The 23,629-nt window shown below is 73.3% G+C and carries 21 protein-coding genes; 18 read left to right on the top strand and 3 right to left on the bottom strand.

Annotation, left to right across the window (positions count from 1 at the left end; all coding sequences use genetic code 11):
• Nucleotides 1–411 precede the first annotated feature (411 nt).
• The 13 genes from OEIGOIKO_RS39570 (at nucleotide 412) to OEIGOIKO_RS39510 (ending at nucleotide 14,356) form a co-directional block, all read left to right on the top strand.
• Nucleotides 412–1,206 (top strand): YqcI/YcgG family protein, encoded by a 795-nt coding sequence (locus OEIGOIKO_RS39570; RefSeq protein WP_218040038.1) that lies wholly within the window; start codon nucleotides 412–414, stop codon nucleotides 1,204–1,206.
• Complete coding sequence (locus tag OEIGOIKO_RS39565) at nucleotides 1,203–2,078, top strand: nucleoside-diphosphate kinase (RefSeq protein WP_125058102.1); 876 nt, start codon at nucleotides 1,203–1,205, stop codon at nucleotides 2,076–2,078. Before OEIGOIKO_RS39570 ends, OEIGOIKO_RS39565 begins: the two co-directional genes overlap by 4 nt.
• Complete coding sequence (locus OEIGOIKO_RS39560; RefSeq protein ID WP_125058101.1) at nucleotides 2,075–3,103, top strand: GNAT family N-acetyltransferase; 1,029 nt, start codon at nucleotides 2,075–2,077, stop codon at nucleotides 3,101–3,103. The genes OEIGOIKO_RS39565 and OEIGOIKO_RS39560 overlap by 4 nt, the downstream gene beginning before the upstream one ends.
• 84 nt (nucleotides 3,104–3,187) lie before the next feature.
• On the top strand, nucleotides 3,188–4,555 hold the full coding sequence (locus OEIGOIKO_RS39555; RefSeq protein ID WP_125058100.1) for a helix-turn-helix domain-containing protein: 1,368 nt from the start codon (nucleotides 3,188–3,190) through the stop codon (nucleotides 4,553–4,555).
• 1 nt (nucleotide 4,556) lies between these two features.
• A complete protein-coding gene (locus tag OEIGOIKO_RS39550) occupies nucleotides 4,557–5,429 on the top strand; it encodes an isocitrate lyase/phosphoenolpyruvate mutase family protein (protein ID WP_125058099.1) in 873 nt (290 codons plus the stop codon).
• Nucleotides 5,426–6,565, top strand: coding sequence for a phosphonopyruvate decarboxylase (gene aepY / locus OEIGOIKO_RS39545; RefSeq protein WP_125058098.1), 1,140 nt, complete (start codon nucleotides 5,426–5,428; stop codon nucleotides 6,563–6,565). The genes OEIGOIKO_RS39550 and aepY overlap by 4 nt, the downstream gene beginning before the upstream one ends.
• On the top strand, nucleotides 6,562–7,770 hold the full coding sequence (locus OEIGOIKO_RS39540; RefSeq protein ID WP_125058097.1) for an iron-containing alcohol dehydrogenase: 1,209 nt from the start codon (nucleotides 6,562–6,564) through the stop codon (nucleotides 7,768–7,770). Before aepY ends, OEIGOIKO_RS39540 begins: the two co-directional genes overlap by 4 nt.
• Nucleotides 7,767–8,813 carry a C-terminal binding protein gene (locus tag OEIGOIKO_RS39535; protein WP_125058096.1) on the top strand — a complete coding sequence of 349 codons (1,047 nt, stop codon included), beginning with the start codon at nucleotides 7,767–7,769 and terminating at the stop codon, nucleotides 8,811–8,813. Before OEIGOIKO_RS39540 ends, OEIGOIKO_RS39535 begins: the two co-directional genes overlap by 4 nt.
• Nucleotides 8,810–9,934 carry a pyridoxal phosphate-dependent aminotransferase gene (locus OEIGOIKO_RS39530; RefSeq protein WP_125058095.1) on the top strand — a complete coding sequence of 375 codons (1,125 nt, stop codon included), beginning with the start codon at nucleotides 8,810–8,812 and terminating at the stop codon, nucleotides 9,932–9,934. The genes OEIGOIKO_RS39535 and OEIGOIKO_RS39530 overlap by 4 nt, the downstream gene beginning before the upstream one ends.
• Nucleotides 9,935–9,960: 26 nt before the next feature.
• On the top strand, nucleotides 9,961–10,836 hold the full coding sequence (locus tag OEIGOIKO_RS39525) for a nucleotidyltransferase domain-containing protein (RefSeq protein ID WP_125058094.1): 876 nt from the start codon (nucleotides 9,961–9,963) through the stop codon (nucleotides 10,834–10,836).
• Between the two features lie 47 nt (nucleotides 10,837–10,883).
• Nucleotides 10,884–12,200, top strand: coding sequence for an MFS transporter (locus tag OEIGOIKO_RS39520; protein ID WP_125058093.1), 1,317 nt, complete (start codon nucleotides 10,884–10,886; stop codon nucleotides 12,198–12,200).
• Between the two features lie 43 nt (nucleotides 12,201–12,243).
• Nucleotides 12,244–13,314 (top strand): GNAT family N-acetyltransferase, encoded by a 1,071-nt coding sequence (locus tag OEIGOIKO_RS39515; RefSeq protein ID WP_125058092.1) that lies wholly within the window; start codon nucleotides 12,244–12,246, stop codon nucleotides 13,312–13,314.
• A gap of 232 nt (nucleotides 13,315–13,546) precedes the next feature.
• On the top strand, nucleotides 13,547–14,356 hold the full coding sequence (locus tag OEIGOIKO_RS39510; RefSeq protein WP_125058091.1) for a bestrophin-like domain: 810 nt from the start codon (nucleotides 13,547–13,549) through the stop codon (nucleotides 14,354–14,356).
• 36 nt (nucleotides 14,357–14,392) lie between these two features.
• On the opposite strand, the gene OEIGOIKO_RS39505 is transcribed toward OEIGOIKO_RS39510, so the two are convergent.
• Nucleotides 14,393–14,974, bottom strand: a complete 582-nt coding sequence (locus OEIGOIKO_RS39505; RefSeq protein WP_125058090.1) for a hypothetical protein — start codon at nucleotides 14,972–14,974, stop codon at nucleotides 14,393–14,395.
• Nucleotides 14,975–15,258: 284 nt separating this feature from the next.
• Here OEIGOIKO_RS39505 and OEIGOIKO_RS39500 point away from each other — a divergent pair, with 284 nt between their 5' ends.
• Both OEIGOIKO_RS39500 and OEIGOIKO_RS43385 read left to right on the top strand, forming a co-directional pair.
• Complete coding sequence (locus OEIGOIKO_RS39500) at nucleotides 15,259–15,915, top strand: helix-turn-helix transcriptional regulator (RefSeq protein ID WP_125058089.1); 657 nt, start codon at nucleotides 15,259–15,261, stop codon at nucleotides 15,913–15,915.
• Nucleotides 15,916–16,108: 193 nt separating this feature from the next.
• Nucleotides 16,109–16,906, top strand: a complete 798-nt coding sequence (locus tag OEIGOIKO_RS43385; protein WP_246177879.1) for a Pvc16 family protein — start codon at nucleotides 16,109–16,111, stop codon at nucleotides 16,904–16,906.
• Between the two features lie 36 nt (nucleotides 16,907–16,942).
• Here the strand turns inward: OEIGOIKO_RS43385 and OEIGOIKO_RS39490 are convergent, their stop codons facing one another.
• The gene (locus OEIGOIKO_RS39490; RefSeq protein ID WP_170251985.1) at nucleotides 16,943–19,627 is read right to left on the bottom strand and encodes an ATP-binding protein; all 2,685 of its coding nucleotides are present in this window, start codon (nucleotides 19,625–19,627) and stop codon (nucleotides 16,943–16,945) included.
• 612 nt (nucleotides 19,628–20,239) lie between these two features.
• Here OEIGOIKO_RS39490 and OEIGOIKO_RS39485 point away from each other — a divergent pair.
• The 3 genes from OEIGOIKO_RS39485 (at nucleotide 20,240) to OEIGOIKO_RS39475 (ending at nucleotide 23,005) form a co-directional block, all read left to right on the top strand.
• The gene (locus tag OEIGOIKO_RS39485; RefSeq protein WP_125058087.1) at nucleotides 20,240–20,539 is read left to right on the top strand and encodes an alpha/beta fold hydrolase; all 300 of its coding nucleotides are present in this window, start codon (nucleotides 20,240–20,242) and stop codon (nucleotides 20,537–20,539) included.
• A 162-nt stretch (nucleotides 20,540–20,701) separates the two neighbouring features.
• On the top strand, nucleotides 20,702–21,979 hold the full coding sequence (locus OEIGOIKO_RS39480; protein ID WP_125058086.1) for a tetratricopeptide repeat protein: 1,278 nt from the start codon (nucleotides 20,702–20,704) through the stop codon (nucleotides 21,977–21,979).
• Nucleotides 21,980–22,066: 87 nt separating this feature from the next.
• Nucleotides 22,067–23,005 carry a hypothetical protein gene (locus OEIGOIKO_RS39475; RefSeq protein WP_125058085.1) on the top strand — a complete coding sequence of 313 codons (939 nt, stop codon included), beginning with the start codon at nucleotides 22,067–22,069 and terminating at the stop codon, nucleotides 23,003–23,005.
• Nucleotides 23,006–23,128: 123 nt separating this feature from the next.
• Here the strand turns inward: OEIGOIKO_RS39475 and OEIGOIKO_RS39470 are convergent, their stop codons facing one another.
• On the bottom strand, nucleotides 23,129–23,410 hold the full coding sequence (locus OEIGOIKO_RS39470; RefSeq protein ID WP_125058084.1) for a hypothetical protein: 282 nt from the start codon (nucleotides 23,408–23,410) through the stop codon (nucleotides 23,129–23,131).
• Between the last annotated feature and the right edge of the window lie 219 nt (nucleotides 23,411–23,629).

The raw sequence follows: 23,629 nt of genomic DNA, 5'->3' as shown, positions 1-23,629 counted from the left end.
GGATGAGCCAAAACCCTAGTCACCTTGGCGCTGGTGAAAAGGGCCGGCGGCCGATCCGGGACCAACGGGAAGCGTGCGTTGCCCTTGTGTACCCGAGCCCTGAGCGGCTCGCCGCGGCCCGGCGCCGCTGGTCACGGCCGTAGCGACGATCAGTACCGTACGCGGGCGCGCGAGGGGCGGGATATTCGCGGTGGTGGCAGCTTTTCCTAACAGGCCACAGGTCTTCCCTCCAGCAAATCCTTTGGGGCAGCAGAGTCTTGACAGTGCCGAGTGAGCGCTGTTGTGATTGTTCTGCGCGGCGAGCCCCGCCCCAGCACATCTCTTCCGGTCTTCGGGCGGCGCGGCTCGCAGTATTCTCCAACGACCCTTTCGGAGCGTTCTTTGGAAAGCTATCTATGGAGGGACTCCGAGGTGTCGCGCTCCGGTTCCGGCGACGAGCCTTTCGGCTGGGTCCCGGAAGCGCACAGCGTCTTCACCGAGCGGATTCTCGCCGAAGAGCCGTCCTATCCCTGTTACTTCGGGACGCAGGGCCAGCAGCGCGGCAACAACTCCTTCAGCGCCGTCGACACCCGCTACCCGGACACGCACGGCCCGGCCGCGCTCGCCCGGTCTCTGCGGGCCTACCGGCAGCGGGCCTGGCAGGGACCGAAGCGGCAGACCCTGATCGTCTTCGTGGGCCCGGCCGTGCCCGGGGCGGAACTCGCGGACGACCACCGGCGGTTCTGGACGCTGCTGGACGAACTGCGGGCGTACGACACCGAGCCCTGGCCGGCCGATGTGCCCACCGACCCCGCCGACCCCCGCTGGCAGTGGTGCTTCGACGGCGAGCCGTGGTTCATCTTCGCCGCGAGCCCCGCCTACCGGGACCGCCGCAGCCGTGACCTCGGGCCGTGCCTGACCCTGGTCTTCCAGGTCCGGCGGGTCTTCGAGGGCATCGGCGGCAGCACGGTGGCCGGCAAGGCCGCCAAGCGCCGGGTCCGGGAGGGCCTGGCGCGCTACGACCGGATCGGTCCGCACCCCACCCTCGGCGACGGCGACACCTCCACCGACTTCAAGTGGCGGCAGTACACGCTGCCGGACGACGACAGCGTCGCCGCCCCCGACGCCTGTCCGGTGCGGCACCACGCCGCCGTCCCTGTCCCGCCGGAGCGGGCCGCCGTCGACGGCTCCGCCTTACCGCAACCACACGAAAGGCAGCGTCCGTGACTGCTGAAGACTTCTGGTCCCGACACGTGTTCGTCCTGCTGAGCTCCGACATCGTCTACCGGGGCCGGCACGGCGATCTGGTGCGGCGGCTGCGGGACGAGGGCTTCCCCCCGGTGGCCGCGCGGGCCCTGCAGGCCGACCCGGAGCTGATCGACGACCTGTACTCGGATCTCATCGCGGGCCAGTGGCAGACCTGGCGTTACCGTCTGGTGGACGCCGTCCTCGGGCTCGGCCCCACCGTCGCCCTGATCTGCCGCTGCGACGGCCGGCACGCCGAACTCGCCAAGCTCAAGGGCTACCAGCACCCGACCGACGCCGACCTGGGCACGCTGCGGCGGGACTTCGACGCCATCAACAGCGCCATGAGCGTGATGCACAGCTCCGACGGTCCGGAGGACTCCGAGCGGGAGGCCGCGGTCTTCGGGCTGACTCCGGAGCACGCGGGCGACCCCGAGCAGGTCGCCGCCGAGATCGACCAGCTGTGCCGGCTGAACACGCCCGGCAACCCGGAGACCCGCGACTTCGAGCAGGTCCTGGCCTCGGTGCGCACCCGGCTGGTGGGCGCGCTGTGGGAAGAACTGCCCGCCGCCGTACGGCAGCGGTTCACCGCCGAGTTCGCCGACACGTCCCAGTTGGGCCTGCCCGGCTCCGGCGACCGGCTGGCCGCCCTCCTCGGCGACCGGCTCACCGGCGACCTGGCCGACGTGGTGCGCTGCGACTTCACCCCGAAGTGGCGCGACGAGCTGCGGATGGCCTGGGCGGAGGAGCGGCTGCGCCGGGCGGGCGTGGTGCTGGACGAGTGGGAGCGTGTGGTGCTCGGCTCGTCGTTGCACTTCCCGCCCCTGCGGGCGAGCGTGGAAGCGGCCAGGTGATCGGCACCCGTACCGCCTCCTGCACCGTGTCGGTCGCCGACTCGGTGCAGGAGGTGGGCCGCCGAGCCTGGACCTCGCTGGTGGAGGCGTGCGGGGCGCCCGTCTTCTACAGCTACGACTTCCTGTGCAGCGTGGAGAAGCTGCCGCTCACCTCGCCGTCCCGCGCCCGCTACCTGGTGGCGCGGGAGGAGCCGGCCGGGGAACCGGTCGCCGTCCTGCCGGTCTACCTCCAGCACACCCGTGACCCGTTCGCCACGGGCCCGGGGGCGGACGCCCTGCTCACGGTGCTGATGGGACATGTCTGGCACTGCTACGACACCGTGCTGCCCAGTCGTGTACCGCTGACCGCTCCCTTGGTGGAGACGTTCTGGAACGCGCTGGGTGAGCTGGCCGACAGCTCCGACGTGGATCTCTGGGGACTGGCCAATGTGGCCGCCGACGGCGAACTCGCCCGTCTGCTCACCGAGATCGGCGTGGCGACCGAGTCCACCGTGCCGCGTTACCGCCTGCCCCTCACCGGCGGTCCCACCACCCTGGACGAGCACCTCACCACCGTGAGCCGCCCCTCCCGGCGCACCCTGCGCCAGTTCGCGCGGCGGGCCCGCGACGCCGGCGCCGAGATCACCCTGCGCCAGGGGTCCGAAGCGCTCGACCAGGACGTCCTGGACCTGTGCGAGGCCACCGCGGACAAGCACGCCCCCGGCTACTACCCGCCGGACCGGCTCGCCGCCCTGGTGAACGCCCTCGGCCCCGACTGCGGCATCCTGCGCGTGGATCTGGACGGCGTGCTGCTCGCCGTCTCCCTGTGCCTCTACGACCGCACCCGGATGCACGCCTGGGCAGGCGGCTGTCTCTACCCGCAGGAACTCAACTGGAGCCCGCAGTACGTGCTGTTCGCGGCCGAACTGGAGGCCGGCATGGCCTCCGGGCGGCAGGTCCTCGAATGCGGCCGCCGCAACGACGAGTTCAAGACCCGTTACGGCCTGCACGCCCAGCCGCTGGTCCGTGCCGCCGTGCGCCGCTGAGCCGGCGCACCGTACGGCCCCGCCCCGGGGCTCCCCCTCCCCCGCGTTCCCCCGCGCACGCAAACGTCAGAGGAAAGGCCCACCATGTCCGTACCGGACCCTGCCTTCGACCGGCGGGCGGCAGCGCTGCTGCGCGCCGCCGCCAACGATCTCAAGCGCGACGACACCACCGCCGAGGCCGATCTCGGCCTCGCCCCCGGCACCTTCGCCGGTCTGACCAGCGGCGAACAGCCCGTGGACCTGGCCCTGCTGGGCCGGGCCGCCGAAGTGTGGCCGCTCAACGAGCGCGATCTGCTGCCCGGCCACGACGACACCTCCCGGCGGGTCCGCATCATGCGGGCCAAGGAGTCGGAGGCGTCCTCGCGGGTGCTGGCCCGCGGCGGTGACGACTACTACGAGTACCGCGACACCGCGATGTCCCGCGTGGCGTCGTACCGCCCCGAGTGGATCCGCATGCTCCAGCCGGTGGACGACAACGATGCCGACAACCCGGCCGTCCGCTGGAACCGCGGTCATCTGCTCTACCAGTTCACCTACTTCGTCGGCCCGGTCAACTACTACTACCGGTGGCAGGACCGCAGCGTCTGCGTCCCGATGGAGACCGGGGACTCGGTGTGGGGGCTGCCGTTCGCCCCGCACTCCTTCACCGCGCGCTCCACCGACGAACCGGCGTACATCCTGGCCCTGACCTACGGCGGTGACCTGGTCGGGGACGCCCAGCGCGAGCTGGCCATCCTGGGCAACGCCGCCGCCCACCAGGCCAAGCTGACCCCCGAAGGCGGGCCGGCCGCCCTGCTGCGCTCGTTCCTCCAGGCCAGGGCGGTCACCGTCGAGGAGCTGGCCCGCCGCACCGGGCTGTCCGCCGAGCACCTGGCGGTACTCGTCGACGGGGACCGGCAGCCGACCGGCACCGAGCGGGCCCAGCTCGCCGAGGCGCTCGGCATCTCCGAGCGCGACCTGCTGCCGCCCAGCACCGGCACGGACGGCGGCGTGGTCGTCCAGCGGTCCGCGACCGCCCACCGCTGGCACTACCCGGCGGACTCCCCCGCCTACCGCTTCACCCAGCTCGCCGGTGACGCCTCGCACCCGCACACCACCGCGCTGGAGACCGAGGTGCTGGCCCGCTCCGCCGAGGACACCGCCTGGCTCTCCACCTACCAGCACAGCTACCTCTACGTGCTCGGTGACCAGCCCGTACGGCTGCTCTGGGAGGCCGACGGGGAGCGGCACGAGGAGGAGTTGCAGCCCGGCGACTCCGCCTACCTCATGCCCGAGGTCCCGCTCTCCTTCGTCCGCACGGACCCCGAGGCGCCCCCCGCCCAGGTACTGCTGCTGCGCATCGCGGGTGCGGTGCTGCCCGAGGTGCGGCACGCCCTCGGCGCCATGCCTGAGGGCGGGATCGAGCGCTATGTCAACGAAGACCGGCTCTGGTACAGCAAGGAAGGTAACTGACATGTCTGAGAACACCACCACGAACAAGTCCGCACGGCTGCGTGAGCTGCTCGCCGGTCCCCGGCCGGTGGCCGCGGTCGGCGCCCACGACGGTCTCAGCGCCAAGCTGGTGGAGCAGGCAGGCTTCGACGCCGTCTGGTGCTCCAGCTTCGAGGTGTCGGCCAGTTACGGTCTGCCGGACGCCAGCCTGGTGACGATGACGCAGTTCCTGGCGGCCGCCGAGGCGATGGACGCGATCATCGACATCCCGGTGATCGCCGACTGCGACACCGGGTTCGGCGGGCCGCTCAACGTGGCGTTCGCCGTGGAGCGGTACGAGCGGGCCGGCATCGCCGCGATGTGCATCGAGGACAAGCTGTTCCCGAAGATCAACAGCTTCGCGGACGCCGGCCAGGACCTGCTGCCCACCAAGGAGTTCGCCCTCAAGATCGAGGCCGGCAAGCAGACGCAGAAGGACGAGCGCTTCCTGCTGATCGCCCGTACCGAGGCGCTCATCTCCGGCCAGGGCGTACCCGAGGCGCTGGAGCGCGCCCACGCCTACGCGGACGCCGGGGCGGACGCCGTGCTGATCCACAGCAAGAGCCGCCGCCCGGACGACATCCTGGAGCTCGGCGACGCCTGGGACCGCGACGTACCGCTGGTGGCGGTGCCCACCACCTACGCCTCGGTGGAGGAGAAGGCGCTGTTCGACGCCGGTTACCGCCTGGTCATCTACGCGAACCAGGGCATGCGGGCGGCCGTGAAGAACGTGCGCGAGGTGCTCGGCAAGCTGCGCGCCGAGGGCCGCGCCGAGTCTGTCGACGCCGACATCGCCACCATGCCGGAGATCTTCGCGCTGCAGGGCATGACCGCGGCCTTCCGGACCGCGCCGTGAGCACGACCTCCAAGGCGTTCGTCGCCGCGCTCGACAACCACGGCATCGGTCTGGTCTCCGGAGTGCCCTGCTCGTACTTCGGCGGCCCCATCAGCGAGCTGGCCCACTGGCCGGACATCCCCTACGTACCGGCCGCCAACGAGGGCACCGCGCTGGCCACCGCGGCCGGCAGCCGGCTGGCCGGCCGGCCGGCCGCGGTCATCGCCCAGAACTCCGGCTTCGGCAACCTCATCAACCCGCTGACCTCGCTGGTCCTGCCCTATCAGATCCCGGTGCTGGTGTTCGTCAGCATGCGCGGCTGGCCCAAGGCGTCCAGCGGTGAGCCCCAGCATCACTGGATGGGCCGTGTCGTGCCGGACTGGCTCGACTCCCTCGACGTACCGCACCGGATGCTCCTGCCGGACGGGCCGGGCCTCGACGAGGTCCTGGAGGAGACCCGGCCGGTGCTCGCCTCCGGACGGCCGGCGTTCGTCCTGGTGGCCAAGGGCGCGGTGCAGGACGAGAAGGCGGTCGGTACGCCGGACGCCGGGACGCGGCCGGCCGACGGCGGTCTGCCCGACCGCGACGACCTGGTGAAGGCCGTGCTCGCCGAGGTCGGCCCGGAGTTCGTCTTCTCCACCACCGGCTATCTGTCCCGCTCGCTGTTCAACCAGGGCGACCGGCCGCGCAACTTCTACATGCAGGGCTCGATGGGCCACGTGGCCTCCCTGGCCCTGGGGTCCGCCCTGGCCCGCCCGTCGGAACGGTTCGTGGTGCTCGACGGTGACGGCTCGGTGCTGATGCACATGGGAGCGCTCACCACGGTGGGGCACTTCGCGCCGCCGAACCTGGTGCACGTGCTGTTCGACAACCAGGTCTACGACTCCACCGGCGGGCAGGCCACCACCGCGAGCACCACGGAGTTCGACACCATCGCCCGGGGCAGCGGCTACCGGCGGGTGCAGTACGTGGCCTCCACCGCGGCGGTGCGGCCCGCGATCCAGGACGCCTTCCGCGCCGAAGGGCCCACGCTCCTGGTGGTCCGCGGCCGGGCGGGCGGCGCGGCGGGCGAACGGGCCTCCGGGGCCGTCACCGTCCCCGAGATCGCGCGCCGCTTCAGCGCGGAACTGACCGCAGGGCAGGTGCCGTTGTCGTGACCGGTACGGTTTCCCCCGCGGCCGTCGCCGGGCTGCGACGACTGCCAGGGCACCCCGCCGCGTTCTTCGGGACCGGCGCCGCCGCACGGCTCAACGCCGTGCTGGCGGGCGCCGGCGCCCGGCGCGTGCTGCTGGTGCACGGGCCGTCGTACGCCACCGGCGCGGCGGCCCGCCTCACCCGCGCCGGCCGGGCCGGGTACGAGGTGCACCACTTCGGCGACGTACGGCCCAACCCGGAGCTCGGCCACATCGAGGAGGCGGTACGGGTCATCCGCCGGCTGCGCCCCGACGCCGTCGTCGGCATCGGCGGCGGCAGCAGCATGGACGTGGCCAAGGCCGCCTCCGTGCTCGCCGCCCAGGACGCGGACCCGGCGGACTGTCTCGGCACGCCGGACCTGGTCTTCAAGAAGCGCCCGGGGCGGCTGGTCCTGGTGCCCACCACCGCCGGTTCGGGCAGCGAACTCACCCGGTTCGCCACCCTGTACCGGGACGGCCGCAAAGTGTCCCTGGACACGGACGGGGCCCGGGCCGACGTGGTCCTGGTCGATCCCGAACTGACCGCGACCGTGCCGGTGCCGACGACGGTGGCCGGCGCGCTCGACGCCTTCAGCCAGGCCGTGGAGTCCTCCTGGGCCCGCACCGCCACCCCGCAGTCCCTGGAGTGGGCCGAGGAGGCGCTGCACGCCCTCCTCCCCGCGCTGCGGCAGCTCGCCGACACGGGACGGCCGGCCGAGGTTCGGCACGATCTGTCCCTGGGCGCGGCCCTCGCCGGGGCGGCCATCGACGTCACCCGTACGACCGCGGCCCACGCCCTGTCGTACGCGCTGACCAGCCGGCTCGGCCTGCCGCACGGCGTGGCCGTGGCCCTGCACCTGCGCTGGCTCATCGGCCGGCACGCCGCGGCGACCTCCCGGGAGTGCCCGCCGCCCGGTGTCCGCGTCCTGCACGGGCGGGTCGCCGAGATCCGCCGGACGGTACGGGCGCACACCGGCCGGGAGCCGGAAGAACTGCTCGCCGACCTCCTGGAGGCCGGCGGCTACCCCGCCGACCTCGCCGACCTCGCCCTGCCGGCCGGCGAGTGGGCCGATGTGGTGGCCGAGGCGCTGCACTCCGGCCGGGCCATGAACAACCCCTGCACGCTCACCCCCGAAGACGTCCTCGGCCGGTTCGTCCGGCCCTCACTGACGGAAGGCGCCACGCGATGAACGCACAGCGTGTCCTGTACACCGACCCCGCCTGGCTGGTCGCCGACGGCCGGCAGGACCTCTCCCTGGCCACCGTCGAGCGCGACGTCCTGGGTGACGGCGTCGAACTGCTCACCGCTCCGCACGAGGACGGCCGCTACGTCCTGACCGACGACCGGCTGCTGGAACGCGCCGCCGGCGCCGACGCCCTGGTGGTCTACCGCTGCCAGGTCACCGACGCCCTGCTGGACGCGGCGGGCGACGGGCTGCGGGTCGTCGTCCGGCAGGGCGTGGGCGTGGACAACCTCAACGCCGGCCTGCTCGCGGAGCGTGGCCTGCCCGGCTTCAACGTGCCGGACTACTGCGTGGACGAGGTCGCCGTGCACACGTCGGCGCTCGCCCTCGCCCTGGAACGGCACGTGGTGCCGCAGCACGTGACCCTGACCGGCGGCACCTTCGACATCTACGCCGGTGGCGCGCCGCGCCGCGTCAGCCGCCGCACCCTGGGCATCGTCGGCTTCGGCCGGATCGGCCGGGCCGTCGCCCGCAAGCTCGGCACCTTCTACGGCCAGGTGCTCGTGTACGACCCCTACATCGGCCGGGACCTCGCCGAGGGCTACGGCGCCCGCACCGTCGACACGCTGGAAGAACTCCTCGCCGAGTCCGACCTGGTGACGCTGCACTGCCCGCTCACCCCCGGCACCGAAGGCCTGATCGGGGAGGCCGAGCTGCGGACCATGAAGTCCGACGCCTTCCTGGTCAACGCGGCCCGCGGCAAGCTCATCGACCCGGAGGCGCTCGGCAAGGCGCTGGACGAGGGCACGATCGCGGGAGCCGGCCTGGACGTCTTCGCTCCGGAGAACCCGAACCAGGACCCGCGCTGGAAGCCGGTGCTCGACCACCCGCACTCCGTGTTCACCAGCCACCGGGCCTTCCTGTCCGAGGAGGCGGAGGCCAGCAGCCGCCGGCGGGTCGCCGAACTCGTCCGGGACGCCCTCGCCGGTGACCCGGCCCTGCTCGCCGGCCGGGTGGGCCGCGTACTGCCCGACGGAGCCGCCCGATGACCACGCTCGCTCCCACCGCCGTCACCGACCAGAGCGGCGACGTGGTGGTCCTCTCCACCGGCGACATCCGCGTCGCCCAGCACGACCCGGGCGCCGTCCCCGCCGCCCGCCGCGCGGACCAGCCCTACCGCTCCCCCGCCGGCGACCGGGCGCTCCGCGAGGCCATCACCGCCTACGCGGCGGACGGCGGCACCGCGACGTTCACCCCGGATCAGGTGGTGGTCACCCCCGGCGCCCGGCAGGCGATCTTCACCGCCCTGCTGTCCGTCCTGCGCGGCGACCGCCGGGAGGTGCTGCTCCCGACGCCGTACTGGGCCAGCTTCCCCCGGCTCGTCGAGATGGCCGGCGGCACGCCGGTGCCCGTCCCCACGGAGCCCGGCCAGGGCGCGCCGTCCCTGGAGGCGCTGGCGCGGCTGACGACCGAGCGCACCGCCATGCTGATCCTCAACTCCCCCCGCAATCCTGACGGCGCGGTGGTCTCCGCCGAGGACCTGCGCGGCATCACCGAGTGGACGGCGGAGCGCGGGCTGACCCTGCTGTTCGACCAGGTGTACCGGGGTGTCGCGCTGTACGAGGAGCCGGCGCCCTCCGTGACCCAGCTCTACCCGGAGCTGCCCGGCCACGTGGTGCTCACCGACGGGGTCACCAAGAGCCACGCGCTGGCGGGCCTGCGGCTCGGCTGGGCCGTGGCCGGGCCCGGCACCGCCGCCCGGATCACGGCCACCGCCTCCCACCTCATCGGCGGCGCCAGCGGAGTGGTCCAGGACATCGCGCAGCAGGTGCTGACCACCGGGGAGTCCGGGCGCCGGGAGCTCGGCGCCCGGCTCGCGACCCACCTCGACCTGGCCCTCGACGCCTTCGCCGGCATCCCCGGAGTGCACTGCGCCCGTCCGGCGGGAGGCATCTTCCTCTTCCCCGACCTGCGCGGCTGGCTGGCCGACAGCGCTCCGCCGCAGGCGCGGGAGGACCTCGTCGGCTGGCTGCGTACCCGGCACGAGGTGGCGGTGGTCGACGGCGCGGCCTTCGGCGCCCCCGGCCACCTGCGGCTCTCCTTCGCGCTGCCCGCCGACCAGCTCAAGGACGGCCTGCACCGGCTGCGTACGGCCCTCACTCGCCCCTGACCTCCGAGCAGAAGAGAGCCACCACCATGGACCCTGCCCTTCTGGATGCCCTCCCCCACGCGGTACAGGCCGCACTCGCCCGGCAAGGCGCCACCCCCGAGCGCATCGCCGCTCTGGTGGACGACCGGCCCGGCGACGTGGTCATGCTGGCCGGTTCCTACGCGACCGGCGAGGCCAACCCGACCTCGGACCTGGACATCCTCGTCCTGATGCCCGGACCGGGCGCGCGCGGGGTACCCGGCACCACCAACCATCCCTCGATCTTCGGGGACAGCTTCGACGGCATGGCGGGCGACTTGATGGTCAACATCGAGTACGTCAGCGAGGAGGCGATCGCCCAGGTGCAGCAGGCCGTACGGCCGGCCACCGGCGACGGACCGCCCGACCTGGCCAACCTCCAGGGCCTGGAACTGCGGCTCGTCCAGCGGGTCAGCACGGGCTGGCCGCTGTCCAACGCCGGCCGCCTGGACGAGATCAAGAAGGGCATCGACGCGGACGCCGTCCGCGCCTCGGCGGCGGCGCTGTCCTTCGTCGACACGATGAGCCTCCTGGCCGACACCACGGTGCTCGGCTCCCCCGCCCGGGAACTGATGTGCCGCGGCGCCGCCGAAGCGCTCCTCACCTCCGGCCTCAACGCCTTCGGCCGGATCACCTACGGCACCAAGCACCTGCTGTCCAGGTCGGCCGCCGCCGCTCGACTCCCGGGCGCACCCGCTCTGTTCGCCCAGTGCGACAAGGTGCTCTTCGCCGACCGGCTGCCGCAGGAAGAGGCGCTGCCCTGGCTGCTCGACCTGACGGAGGAGCTGTTCCGCGCGTTCGCCGACGAGCGGTGCGCGCCCGGCATCCAGGCGCTCCTCGAACCGTTCCGGCCCCAGTGGGCCTGGTCGGGTCGGACCTTCTAGTGCCGGTCGGCCTTCTGTCCCGTTCCACTTCTACCTAGGGAGTCCCCGTGAGCTCCGCTCCCCAGTCACACCGGGGAATCATGGCCCAGCCGGCGTTCCGCCGCTTCTGGGCGGCCCGCACGCTGTCCCTGGTCGGCGACTACGCCTTCCGCATCGCCTTCGCCACCCACCTCATCACCGTGACCGGATCGGCGTCGGTGCTCGCCGCCGCCACCGCCGCGCTGCTGGTGCCCTCGCTGCTGTTCTACCTGGTCGGTGGGGCGGTGGGAGACCGGACCAAGGCGCGGCGGCGGGTCCTGGTGGTGTGCGACGTGGCGCGGGTGGTCGTCCTGCTGCTGATCGCCGCCGCCACCTACTGGACGACCAGCGCGCTGCTCCTGGTGGCGCTCTCGTTGCTCATCGGGATCGCGGACGGCTTCTTCATGCCGGTCTCGTTCTCGTACATGCTGGAGATCACGTCGCGGGACAAGCTGGTCTCCGCGAACTCCGCGCTGTCGGTCAGCATGCAGTTCGGGCTGATCGGCGGTCCCCTGATCGGCGGTCTGCTGGTGGGGTTCATCGGGGCGCCGGCCACGTTCGCCTTCGACGCGCTGACCTTCCTGCTCTCCGGAATCCTGCTGATGGTCCGGCCGAAGGACGTGGTGGGCGCCCGGCCGGTGACCACCGGCGAAGCGGCCGACGAACCGCGTCAGCCGATGGGCGAGCAACTGCGCCGCTTCGGCAAGGACATCGTGGAGGCGCTGCACTACGTGCGGGGCGTGCCCTGGCTGCTGATCTTCCTGGGCGTCGGCGCGCTGGTGAACGCCGTCTTCGCCGGTGTGCTCGACGTACCGATTCCGCTGATCATGTCCCCGGAGGGCACCAGCCAGGCCCAGTCGCTCGGCGTCTTCTACGCGCTGGAGGGGGTCGGCGCGCTGATCGGTGCCGTGATCCTGATGCGGCTCACGGTCAAGCGGCTGGGCACCAGCATGTTCGCGATGCTGCTGATGATGGCCGCGGCGCTGACCGCCGTCGGATTCTTCGGCGGGGGCATACCGGCGCTGGCCCTCGCCCTGCTGTACGGCATCGGGCTGCACGTCTTCAACTCCCTCTACCCGAGCCTGCTCCAGGACCGGGTGCCGGAGAACCTGACCAGCAGGGTGGGCAGCCTGTCGTTCCTCGGGTTCGACGGCCTGATCCCGCTGGGCACCCTGCTGATGGGCCCGTTGGTGGTCTCCCTGGACGCACGGGGCGCGGCCGTCGTGGCCGGCGCGGCGGCCGTCCTGCTCAGCCTCGCGGCGCTGCTCGCCCCCAGCATCCGGGGCCTGAAGGCCGAGCCGCCGGCCGACGTCCCCGCGGCCGAGCCCGACCTGGCCCCCCGCTGACCCGTCCCCCGAGGACCGGCCCACGACAGAACGAAGGAGAGGAATGCCCCGCACCGAGATCTCCGCGCACTTCGACGCCGCACGCTGGGGCCGGCTGCACCCCGGCTCCGCGGTGCAGAGCGCCTGCTGGATCGACATCATGCTCAGTCGGCTGCCCGGAAAGCCCCTGATGGTGCTGCACGAGGACGACGACGGTGCCGCGCTCGGCTTCGTGGGCGCGGTGGTCGGGGAGCCGGGTGCCTACGAGGCGTACAACCCGTGGACGATCCTGCGCGCCGACCCCGAGGTCTTCCCCGCCGCGCACGCCGACGGGCCGGTGGCCCCCCAGCTCGGCGGCGCGGCGGAGGACATGCTGCCCAGCGTGGTGCTGTCCGCCCCCGGCTACCTCGGTGACCCGGTCGGACCGGCCGGCCGCCGCCCGGACGCGGTACGCGACTGCCTGTCCGCGGTGCTGGACCACGCGCGGGACGCCGGGCTGGCGACGGTGTGCGTGCTCTACTCCACCCCCGAAGGCGCCGCGGTGCTCGACCTGGTGACCACGGAACTCGGCGGCGCGAGCTTCGACCTGACCTCCCGGTCGGTGCTGGAGATCGGCTGGGCGGACTGGGACGGCTACCACTCGGGGCCGCGCAACCGGCGGCGGGCCGAGATCCTGCGCCAGCTGCGCCGGCTGGCCGAAGCCGGCGGCGAGGTGGTCCGCGAGGACCCGCGCCCCCGGTTCGACGAGGTGGTGGCCGCACGCTGCTGCCTGCTGCGCCACTACGGCCAGCCCGCGGACGAGGAGAGCGAACGGCGCAGGCTGCACGCCCTGATCGAGGCGTTCGGCGACGACCTCGTGCTGTACTCGGTCGTCCGCGAAGGCCGTCTCCTGGCCCACGCGCTGTTCGTCGCCCAGGACCGCGTCCTGCAGAACATCTACGCGGGCACCACCGAGGAGGGGCGCGCCACACCGTACGCCCACCTGGCGGCCACGTATTACGCGCCGCTGATGTACGTCACCAGCAAGGAGTTCGACCGGATCGACTACGGCGTGGGCCACGAGACGACCAAGCGCCTGCGCGGCTGCCTGGTCGTGCCCTTGCGCGGGCATCTGCTGCCGGTGGGCGGGCGGTGATCAGGCGGTCCCGGGGCCGGGCGGTCCCGGCCCCGGGACCGCCTGGACTTCGGTCAGTACGCCGTGCCCACGGGCTGCGCCGGGACCGGTACCTCCAGGGAGCCCAGCAGCATTCCTCGTACGGGTGAACGGGTGGGCGGGCCCGTATGCCGGTCTCCGCCGTCCGGCAAAGGCAGTGGGGAAAGAGACCGCCGGCGTCGAGCCCTGACCCCGCTCCCGGAGACCCGCTGACATGACCGTCACCATCGTGGTGGCCGTGATCGCCCTGATCCTCGGCCTGATCGCCCACCATTTCCTGCGCCGCAACGACTCCGAAGCCGACGACGTGGGTCTGTCGGTGAAGGACCTGATCGGCCCGGTGCAGACCCTGACCGTACTGATCCTCGCCTTCGTCCTGGCCACCGCCGCCGGCTCCTACAACCGGGCCGAGGAGGCCGCCCACAACGAGGCCAACGCGGCCGACCACCTCGCGGAGACGGCGGACTACCTCCCCAACGCCGCGCAGCGCCACCGGGTGCAGGCCGACGTCGTCTGCTACACCCGCGCGGTACGCCACTTCGAATGGCCGACCATGGCCCATGGGCAGAACGCCCCGGAGCCCAGCGTCTGGACCGCCGACCTGCGCAGCGCCTTCAAGGACATCGGCCCGGACCAGAGCGCCTTCGGCATGCTCGTGTCGGCGGACGACACCCGGGCCAAGGCCCGCCAGGCACGGCTGACGGAGTCGACCGCGGCGGTCCCCGCGGCGGTCTACTGGTTCATGCTCGTCCTGCTCTCCATCACCGTCATCTCCCTGTGCCTGTGCATCCCCCGCCGCCGCAACCGGCCCCAGCTCGCCACCCTGGCCATGGTCACCGCCCTGCTCACCACCACCCTGCTGCTCGTCCACGACGCCGAACGGCCCTTCGGCGGATCCATCGCGGTCGGCTCCAGCGCCGTCAACGACGTCGAACACCAAGCCGCCCGCGACTTCCGCGCCGACGCCCCCGGCACCGAGCTGCCGTGCGACGCCGACGGGCGCAAGGTGAGCAGGGGCGCCTGAAGCGGAGCTGGTGCGTGTCCTGCATGAGGCTCGGATTCAGCCCCGAGCCCGGCCCCGAGCCCGGTCGAGAAACCAGGCCCCCAGCCCCACCAGCACCGCCGCTCCGGCCGCGTACACCGGCAGCCACAGGGTCGTGGTGGCGGACAGGCAGTCGGCCACGGCGGTCTGACGGTGGACGTCCTGTGCGTGCGCCAGTGCGGCACCGTCGCGGCCGGCCAGGCCGGCCAGTGCCGCCTCCGTGCGGATGCTCTCGTAGGTGCCCAGTCCGGGGCACCGGTCACGGGTGCCCGGCATCGGGAACAGCCAGGCCCAGCGCTGCATCATGGGGGCCAGGGTGATCGCCGTGCACAGGCCGACGACCAGCGAGAACGCCGTCAGATGCGCGAGGTACGCGCATCGGCGGCCGGGTGTCCACGGCGGCAGCCGGTAGAAGGAGAGGATCACCGCGGGCAGCGTCACGCCGACGTACGTGGCGAACCACTGCCACGACCCCTGCGCGAGAGCGGCCGTCAGTACGGCGGCGAGCCCGATGCCGATGACTCCCGACCCGCCGGGGGCGGCACGCGTCGCACCGGCGGGTGCCGGGCTCCGGGCTCCTCGGCGGCTGGGCTCGTCCACGGCTCCTCCTGCCTGGTCCGGGCACCGGACCAGCATCCCGGCGCGCCGCACCGGCACGCCGCCGCCATGCCGGGCGGGTCCGGAAGCCTGGCCCGGATGGCGGCACGCCGCGCCGCGGTCCCGCGGGACGCCCCCGTCCCCGCCCGGCGCAGGATTACGTAAGGGCCCGGCTACGTAGTTCTCGCCGACGCGGCGCTTTCCCTTCCGGCGGCATGGTCGGTACAGCAGTCACGTACCGGCTCCGGGACGGATGGGGCCGCCGGTGAACAGGACAGGGGATTCACGTGCTCAGCTCGCACCCGGCCGCCACGGCTTCCGTACCCACCGCGCGCCGGGTGCGGGTGGCGGTCACCGCGCCCGACCCGATCAGCCGTGAGGGGGTCATCGGCCAGCTGCGCCGCCACCCGGAGGTCGACCTCGGGGAGGACGCCGGTTCCGCCGCCGTGACCGTCCTCGTCGAGGACGTGCTCGACGAGGCGGCGCTCGCCCGGCTGCGGCGGATCGTGCGCAGCGAGGGAGCACGGGTGGTGCTCGTGGTGGGGACCATCCGGGAGAACGAACTGCTGGACGTCATCGAGTGCGGCGCAGGAGCCATCGTCTGGCGCCGCGAGGCCACCGCGCACCGGCTGGTGCAGGCGGTGCTGACCGCGGCCGAGGGCGGCGGCGATCTGCCCGCGGACCTGCTGGGCCGGCTCATCAGCCAGGTGGGGCGCCTGCACCGGGGCGGCGCCGATCAGCCGGGGTCCTTCCTGGGCCTCACCTCCCGCGAGGTGGACGTCGTGCGGCTGGTCGCCGACGGTCTCGACACCTCGGAGATCGCCATCAAACTGTCGTACTCCGAACGCACCGTCAAGAACGTCATGCACGGGCTCACCACCCGCCTGCATCTGCGCAACCGCTCGCACGCGGTGGCCTACGCCCTCCGCGAGGGCTACATCTGACCGGCCGTACGGCGGGGGCGGCCCCTTGGGGCACCAGCGCTGCCCCGCCGCCGACCCCGGCGTGCCTGCACCCCGGACGGCGCAGGGACCACGATCGGCAGCGGGGTCGCGAACAGCCGACGCGACCGGCGGCAGGGCCGCGCAGCGCCGGTGCCGGGGACCGGCGGGGCGGCCGGCAGGTGGGAGCACGTAAGTGATGCATGAGGTGGACGAGGTCCTCAAGGGACTCATCGGCGGCGGTGCACTGGCCGGGTCCGGTATCGACGTGTCCTTCGAGGTGCCCACCCGTGACTGGGCGGCCCGGCGCAACGCGCCCGTGGTCAATGCCTACTTGTACGACGCACGGGAGGACATGGCCCGGCGGCAGCGCGGACGCACGGGGCTGCGCGACGCCCGCGACATCGTCGTACGCCACCGCCGCCCGCCACGCTGGTTCCGGCTCTCCTGCCTGGTGACGGCCTGGACGAAGACGCCGCAGGACGAACACCGGCTGCTGTCCGCGGTGCTGGCCACGCTGCTGCCGCACGAACTGCTCGCCGCCGAGGAACTTCCGGACTCTCTCGGGCACCTCGGCCCGGACCGCCACTTCTGCAACCGCTGCGCGATGCCCCCCGCCGAGAGCGCCACCGCCCCCGCGCCCGGACGCCGCCCCTGGTGGCGCCGCCTCTTCGGTCCCGGCGGCCAGGAGACTCCCTGGGCCGGTGACCGCCCCCGGCTGCGCCGCGCCTTCGACCGCGTCGGCACCTGGATCACCCCGGCCGTCGCCGTGCCGCTGGTGATCTTCGGCGTGCTGCATCTGCCCGACGGCAGGGGTGGCGCAGTCGGGCCAGGGCGAGTGGGTGGAGATGCAGTTCTCCCGTCCGGTGCGGCTGCTCGACGCCGTCATCACGCCGGGGACGTCCACCCGCGCCGATCAGCTCGACCGGTCCGCCCTGCCGCACCGGATCACGGCGACGATCACGGGCCGGGACGGAGGGATCACGACCCGTGAACTCCCGGCGTGGTGACGCGCCGCGGCGCCGGGGCGTCACAGCGACAGCTCGCGGAGCTGGCGGCGCGAGGAAATGCCCAGCTTGCGGTACACGTTGCGCAGGTGCGTGTCGATGGTGCGCGGGCTGAGGAACAGCATCACGCCCACTTCCTTGGACGTCGCCCCGGCGGCGACCTTTCCGGCGATCAGCCGTTCCTGCGCGGTGAGCAGGCCCAGTGGGTCCTCGCCGGGCCGGCGCGGCTGTCCGCCGGTGGCGCGCAGTTCGCGGGCCGCGCGCTCGGCGAAGCCGCGGGCGCCGATGCACGACAGTGTGTCGTGCGCTGCCCGCAGTTCGTCACGGGCCTCGGCCCGCCGGTTCTCCCGGCGCAGCCATTCCCCGTACGTCAGGCGGGCGCGCGCGTGGAGCACCCGTACCCGGGTCCGGGCGAACTGGTCGATGGCCTGCCGGTACAACGCCTCGCAGTCGTCGCCCCGTTCGAGGAGGGCCTGTGCCCGGAGCCGTTCGGCGACGGCCCACGGGACGGGGTTCGCGCGGGCCAGCGCCTCCAGGTGGTCCATGGCCTCGGCCGCGTCCTCGCCGCGTCCGGCGCGCGCCGCGGCCTCGACCAGTTCGGAGTGGACGGCCCAGATCGAGTACGAGCCTGCCTGGTTCCGGCGCTGGGCCGTCAGCGCGGCGTCCAGTGCCGCTTCGTAGTTGCCGAGGCCGTTGTGCAGGACCGCCCTGGCGTAGTGTTCTCCGGCGGCTTCGAACGGCCGGCCCTCGCGTCCCACCAGTTCCCGCAGCTCGGCGAACCGTTCCTCGTCGCCTCGGAAGCCGGTGAGGACGAGTTCGGGACCCAGCAGGGGCACCGTGCCGGCCGCTTCGTCGACGGCCCGGGCCTCGCCGAGGCTGGCGGCCGCCTCGTCGAACCGGCCGACCGACACTCTGGCGACCGCCTGGTACCGCAGGGCCTGCGGCAGCGAGGCGAGGGAGCCCTGGCGCCGCGCCTCGTCCACCTGCCGGTCCGCGATCTCCTCCGCCGCCTCGTCGTCCCGCAGGTCGATGGCGACCTGACAGAGCAGGTTCATCCGCCACGGGCCCGGCGAGGAGTCGGCCGCACGGTACGCCGTCACCGCGTCGCGCATGGCCGGCACCGCCCGCTCCACGGGCAGCATGGCCTGGTCCAGCAGCGCGTCGAGCAGCAGATCGGCCGGCCCGGCGGTCTCCCGCTGCGGCGCCCGCTCCCGGATCCGGGCGCCGAGGTCCCTGAGGAGGCCCGGGTGGATGTCGTTGTACATGAACGACGCGAACGCTTCCAGGTAGGTGTCCCGCGCCTGCTCGGGAGGCGCCGACTCGGTCACGGCGTCGACGAGTCGGGCCGTTGCCCGCGGCGCGTGGGAACGCTGGTACTCGATCCGGGCCCGCAGCAGGCGCGCCTTGGCGCGGCCCTCGTCGTCCATCCGGCGCCGCTCCGCACGGGTGACCAGTGCGCGGGCCGCGTCGGGCGCCCCCGCCCGCAGCCGCAGGGAGGCCGCGACGAGCAGCCGCGTGGCCTGGCGGTCGGGGGCGGGGGTCAGCTGGCCCGCCCGCTCCATGAACGCGGCGGCCGCGGCGAATCCGCCGCGCAGGCGTGCCCGGTCGGCGGACCGTTCCAGTTCCGCGGCGACGTCCTCGTCGGCGTCGATGACGGCGTGGGCCCGGTGCCACGCCTGACGGTCGAGGTCGGTCTCCGGGTCGGTCACCGCCGCGAGGGCGCCGTGCATGCCCCGGCGTTTCTCCGGGGTGGCCGAGGCGTAGACCGCGGAGCGCACCAGCGGGTGCCGGAAGCGCAACAGCGGCCCCAGGACCAGCAGTCCGGCGTTCTCCGCGTGGGTGAACCCCGCGGCGTCCAGCCCGAGGCGCCGCGCCGCGCTGCGCAGCAGGTCGAGGTCGCCGACCGGCTCGGCCGCGGCGAGCACCACCAGCGACCGGGTGGCGTCCGGCAGCCGCTCGAAGCGGTGGACGAACTGCTCCTCCAGCGTGTCCACCACACTGGCCCGGAAGCGCCGGGGCCCGGGGACACCGAACGGTTCCGCGTGGTGGGCGAACTCCAGCAGCGCCAGCGGGTTTCCGTGCGCCTCGGCCAGGATGCGGTCGACGACCTCGGCGTCCGGCCCGATGTGCGTCGCGGCGCCCAGCAGGGCCCGGGCGTCCTCGTCGTCCAGGCCGGTGAGGGGCATCCGGGGCAGCTCGGCGAAGCCGGACGACGCGCCGGCGTCGCGGGTGGCGAAGACCATCGCGATCCGCTCGGCGGACACCCGCCGGGCCACGAACACCAGCACGCGCCGCGAGGCGTCGTCGATCCACTGGGCGTCGTCCACCACACAGCAGACCGGCGTGTCCTTCGCCACCTCGTGCAGCAGCCCCAGGACGGCGAGGCCGACCGTCAGCGGATCGGGCGAGGTCTGCGCGCCGAGCCCGAACACCGCCTCCAGGGCCCTGCGTTGCACCACGGGAAGCCCGCGCCGGTGGTCGAGGACCGGGGCGCACAGCTGGTGCAGCGTCGCGTAGAGCAGGTCGTGCTCGAACTCCGTACCGGCGGCCCGCAGCACCTGGAACCCGTCCAGCGCCTCCACCACGGCGTCGACCAGCGCCGACTTGCCGATGCCCGCCTCCCCGGCCACCACGACGGCCCCACCACGCCCGACGGCGGCCGAAGTCACCAATCCATCGAACTCTCGCCGCTCCGCATGTCTGGCCACGAGCTGCACCGGGATCTTCCTCCGAGTCGACAATGCTAGGAGTTCCTCACGTTCTTCTTCAGCCAGGCCACGGCCGGACCGCTCCCCACGGCGCGGCACACCGGTGCGTTCCCTCGACCGGCGCCCTCCTGACTGATCTCACGCTGGTAGATGACAGTCACGGCCGACAGGTTCTTGATCGATGGCGTCATTCGGCCAACGCCGGGAACGACCAGGGGCGTTCTCCGGGATGACGGCGAGCGCCGGGCCCGGCCCCGCCCGTGACGAGCGAACCTGACCTACCGCCACCTGCCCGGAGACGGCGCGCCGGACAGTTCGCCCGTGACCCGGACGAGCCGCCCCGGACTCCTGGCGCAGCCCGGCCGGGTCGACCGCGGTCACGGCCGTCCTCCCGTCCAGCTCCCAGTCCGTACCGTACGCCGCGGCGAGGGCGTCCTCGCCCAGCGCGGCCCGCCCCGGCGGCCGAGGTCACGAACCTGCCGGTCGGTACGGTCGTGAGCGCCGCGCAGCCGGGCGGCCTCCCACGCGTCGACCGGAACAGCATCTCGTAAGCGGGACGTCCTGCGCACAGGCATCAGAGACCGCATCACCGTCGGCGGGGAGAATCTGGTCGTGCGCAATTCCGCCGCCTTCCGGAGATTCGTCGACAACAGGGAATTCCTGCCCCAGGACGGCTTGCCGCAGCCGACGCTCTTTTCCGCGGGCGAGCACGACACCCTCACCCCGCTGGAAGCGCTCCGCTCCCTCGCGGAACGCTGCGCCGATGCCCGTCTGTTCTCCATTGACGATTGCGACCACCTGATGGCGCTGGAGCGCACGGACGAGGTCGCCGATCTGATATCGCGATTCTTCGGAGGGCAGAGTCCGGAAAATCTTCCGTACGGCCATCAGCTCTTCGCTCCGCCTGCCTGACGTATGGCCGGCCCGCCGGGTCCGGAATACGCGAGCACGTGTCGCGGACCGGGTTGGGTCGTTGTTCCGCGTGCGGGCCGGGAAATGCATGCGTGGCCCTGGGCAAGTCCTCCGTCCGATCCGGCGGAACGGCTACGGCGAGACGGGCGGACGGCAGCGCAAATGGCGACGGGAGTTTCGGCGGTGAAGGTGGCGGCGGGCACGGGGCTGCAAGATCAGGCGGTGACCGAGCTGCTGGCCCTGAGCGGGCGGGCCCTGCCCCTGCTGCGGCGGTGGGCGGCCGAGGACCCGGGCAGCGGGACGGCCCGGGCGCTGCTGACACTGGCGACCTCCGACAGCCTGAGCGACGCGGCGCTCAAGGACCAGTTGGTGGTCGCGCACCGGGACGCGCAGGCGGCGGGCGAGCGGGCGGCGAGCCTGGTGTACGGGGTGTACCTCCACACGCACCGGCAGTTCCGGCTGACCGCCGACCACCTGATCGCGCACTTCGCCCGGTGGCCCGCCGACGAGGTGGCCGGGCTGCTGATCGGCGCGTTCGCCGCCTGCGGGGAGGCTGCCTACCGCGTTCACGGTGACGCGCTGGTCGAGGAGCAGTCGGCGCTGGCCGGCCCGGACAGCTGGGCCTGGACGAGCTGGCTGGCCGTGACGAGGGCGGAGCAGGGACGCGTACGGGAGGCGCACCGGCTGGCCCGGCAGGCGCTGGAGATCCACCCCCGCTCGGGCGTGGCCGTGCACGCCCTCGCGCACGCGGAGCACGAACTGGGTGCAGGGCGGGCCGGCGTCGCGTACCTGGACGGGTGGCTCGCGGCGGACCCGCACGCCGTACAGGCGCGGCACCTGAACTGGCACGCCGCGCTGCACTCGATCGCCTGCGGCGACTTCCCCGACGCACGCCGGCGGGCCGACACGGCGCTGGAGCGCGGGGACGTGGGGATGCGGGCCGGGGTGAACTGGCGGCTCATGCTGGCGGGACAGACACCGGCAGGCCGTAGCGACGTGGCGCAGGTACGGGACCTGCTCGCCGGGCCGGGCGGTACGGCAGAGGTCTTCCACACCTTCAACCTCGCCCTGGCGCTGGCCGTCGAAGCGGCCACCGACGAACTGCACGCCCTGGCCTACCGAACGGCCACCGACCAGCGGTCCGACTTCCGCGACGTCCTGACGCCGGTGGTCCAGGCCCTGGCGCAGATCACCGAGGGCCGCCCCGCGGCGGCGGCCGCCCTGCTCAGCGCGCTGGGCGAGCGGACGCGGCGGATCGGCGGGGTGCGGGTGGAGCGCGAGATCATCCAGGACACCCTCGCCCGTGCCCTGGCCGGAGCCGGAGCGTACGAGCACGCCGCCCGGCTGCTGCGCCACCGCACGGCCGGCCGCCGGCACCACGTCTACGAGGACCTGCTGCTCACCGCCCGCGCCCCCGTCGCGGTGCCCGGCCCGCTGTGATCACCCGGTGCGGTGGACCGTCCGCCCGGTCCGCCCGCCCACCCGGGGCGGCCGGCCGCCCCGCCTTCCTTCGGACGGAGTTGTGCCATGGCCGTGCCTCAGATGATCGTCGTGTCGCTGCCCGGCAGCGGCACCCCGCTGCTGGCCGACATCACCACCGCACTCGGTTTCACCCCTTACGGCACGATGAGCGGCGACCCGCGCATCCCGGCCGGGCAGCCGGATCCCGGTGAGGTCTACCCGCTGCTGCGCGCCGCCTACGGCGCCGACCGCGCCGGGCTCCTGCTCAACCCGGCCGACCGGATCCGGAGCTCCGCGCTGCAGGACGCCTTCCAGGTCGCGGTCAGCGCCCTGTGGCGGGTGTGGTGGACGCGCCTGGGCCAGCCGACGACGCTCGTCCCCCCGGCCGCCCCGGACACCGAGGCCCGCCTGGCGCGCCTGCCGGAAGCCGAACTGCTCGGGCTGCTGCCGGGCCGGGGCTGCTGGTATCTCAGCGGCCTGGACCTGCACACGGCCGACGCGGGGTTCCTGCGCGCCTGGCACGCCGACGGCCGGCCGCCCATCGTCCTCCACCACCGCGATCTCCGCGACCGTATCGTCAGCCAGATCCACGCTCTCTCGCAGCCCGTGGACCGGGTCGGCTCGCTGCCGGGACACCTCGTCTACCACGACATCCTGGCCGCTCAGCCCACTCTGGACGCCAAGATCACCCTCGCCCTCAGCGATCCCGGCTTCCCCGGTATGCGCGAAGCGCGCCGCAGCCGGTGGCTGCTGCACCACCCCGCCGTCTGCGTGATCAGCCACGAAGAACTCGCCGGTCCCGCGCACGGCGGCACCACGTACGCCCGTGAACAGGCCCTCGCCCGCCTCCTCCGCACCATCGGCCACCCCGGCCCCGTCCAGGCCCTCGCCTCGGCGCTGCCCCCGCCCGCCTGCGACGCCGACGACCTGGCGACGGGCGCCGGACGGCAGCACTTCACCCCGGCGCACGAACGGCTGCTGTCCCGCCTCCACGGCGTCTGCTGATCCCCGGCCGCCGGCGGCTCCTCCGGCTTTCTTCCGACCGCACGAAAACGGGCCCAGGGGTGCTCCGGTAGCCCCTGGGCCCGTGATCCGTCCGCTCCCTGACGGATCAGGCCGTCCCGTCCGCTACTTCAGGCCGGCCCGGTGGCACCCGTCGAAGGCGATCTTCGCGGGGACGTAGGCCCGCCGCAGCTCGAAGTAGCAGGCACGATGGCTCTCCTTGGTTCCCTTGGCGCCGAGCTGACAGCCTCGTTCGACCACCTCGGGGTCGGCGTCGGGGTGCTGTTCCATCACGTAGTAGAAGCAGTTCTGCGGGGTCGCCTGGACGGCCGGGGCGGCGACGACGACTCCGCCGAGGGCGAGGGCGAGACCGCCGAGGGCAGCGGTGAGGCGCGGGACGAGACGCATGGTGGACGGGTCCTTTCGGGCGATGCACCGAGCCGGTGACCCAGTGCGAGTGATCCACTGCGGACAGTGCCCACCGCGGGGGCCGGTGACGCCATGGGGCGCGGGGCGCGAAAGGCGAACGGCAGGCGCGCGGGGAGCGAAACCGGGGGCTGGGCGTGCTCCGGCGCGCGTTCGCCCTGCCGCTGTGTACGGGGCGGCCGGGCGCCCGGGTGGGAAGGG

It is taken from the genome of Streptomyces paromomycinus, assembly GCF_003865155.1.
GTDB lineage: Bacteria > Actinomycetota > Actinomycetes > Streptomycetales > Streptomycetaceae > Streptomyces > Streptomyces chrestomyceticus.
Note: the sequence above shows the minus strand (reverse complement) of the source record. Positions and strands in the feature narration are given on the sequence as shown.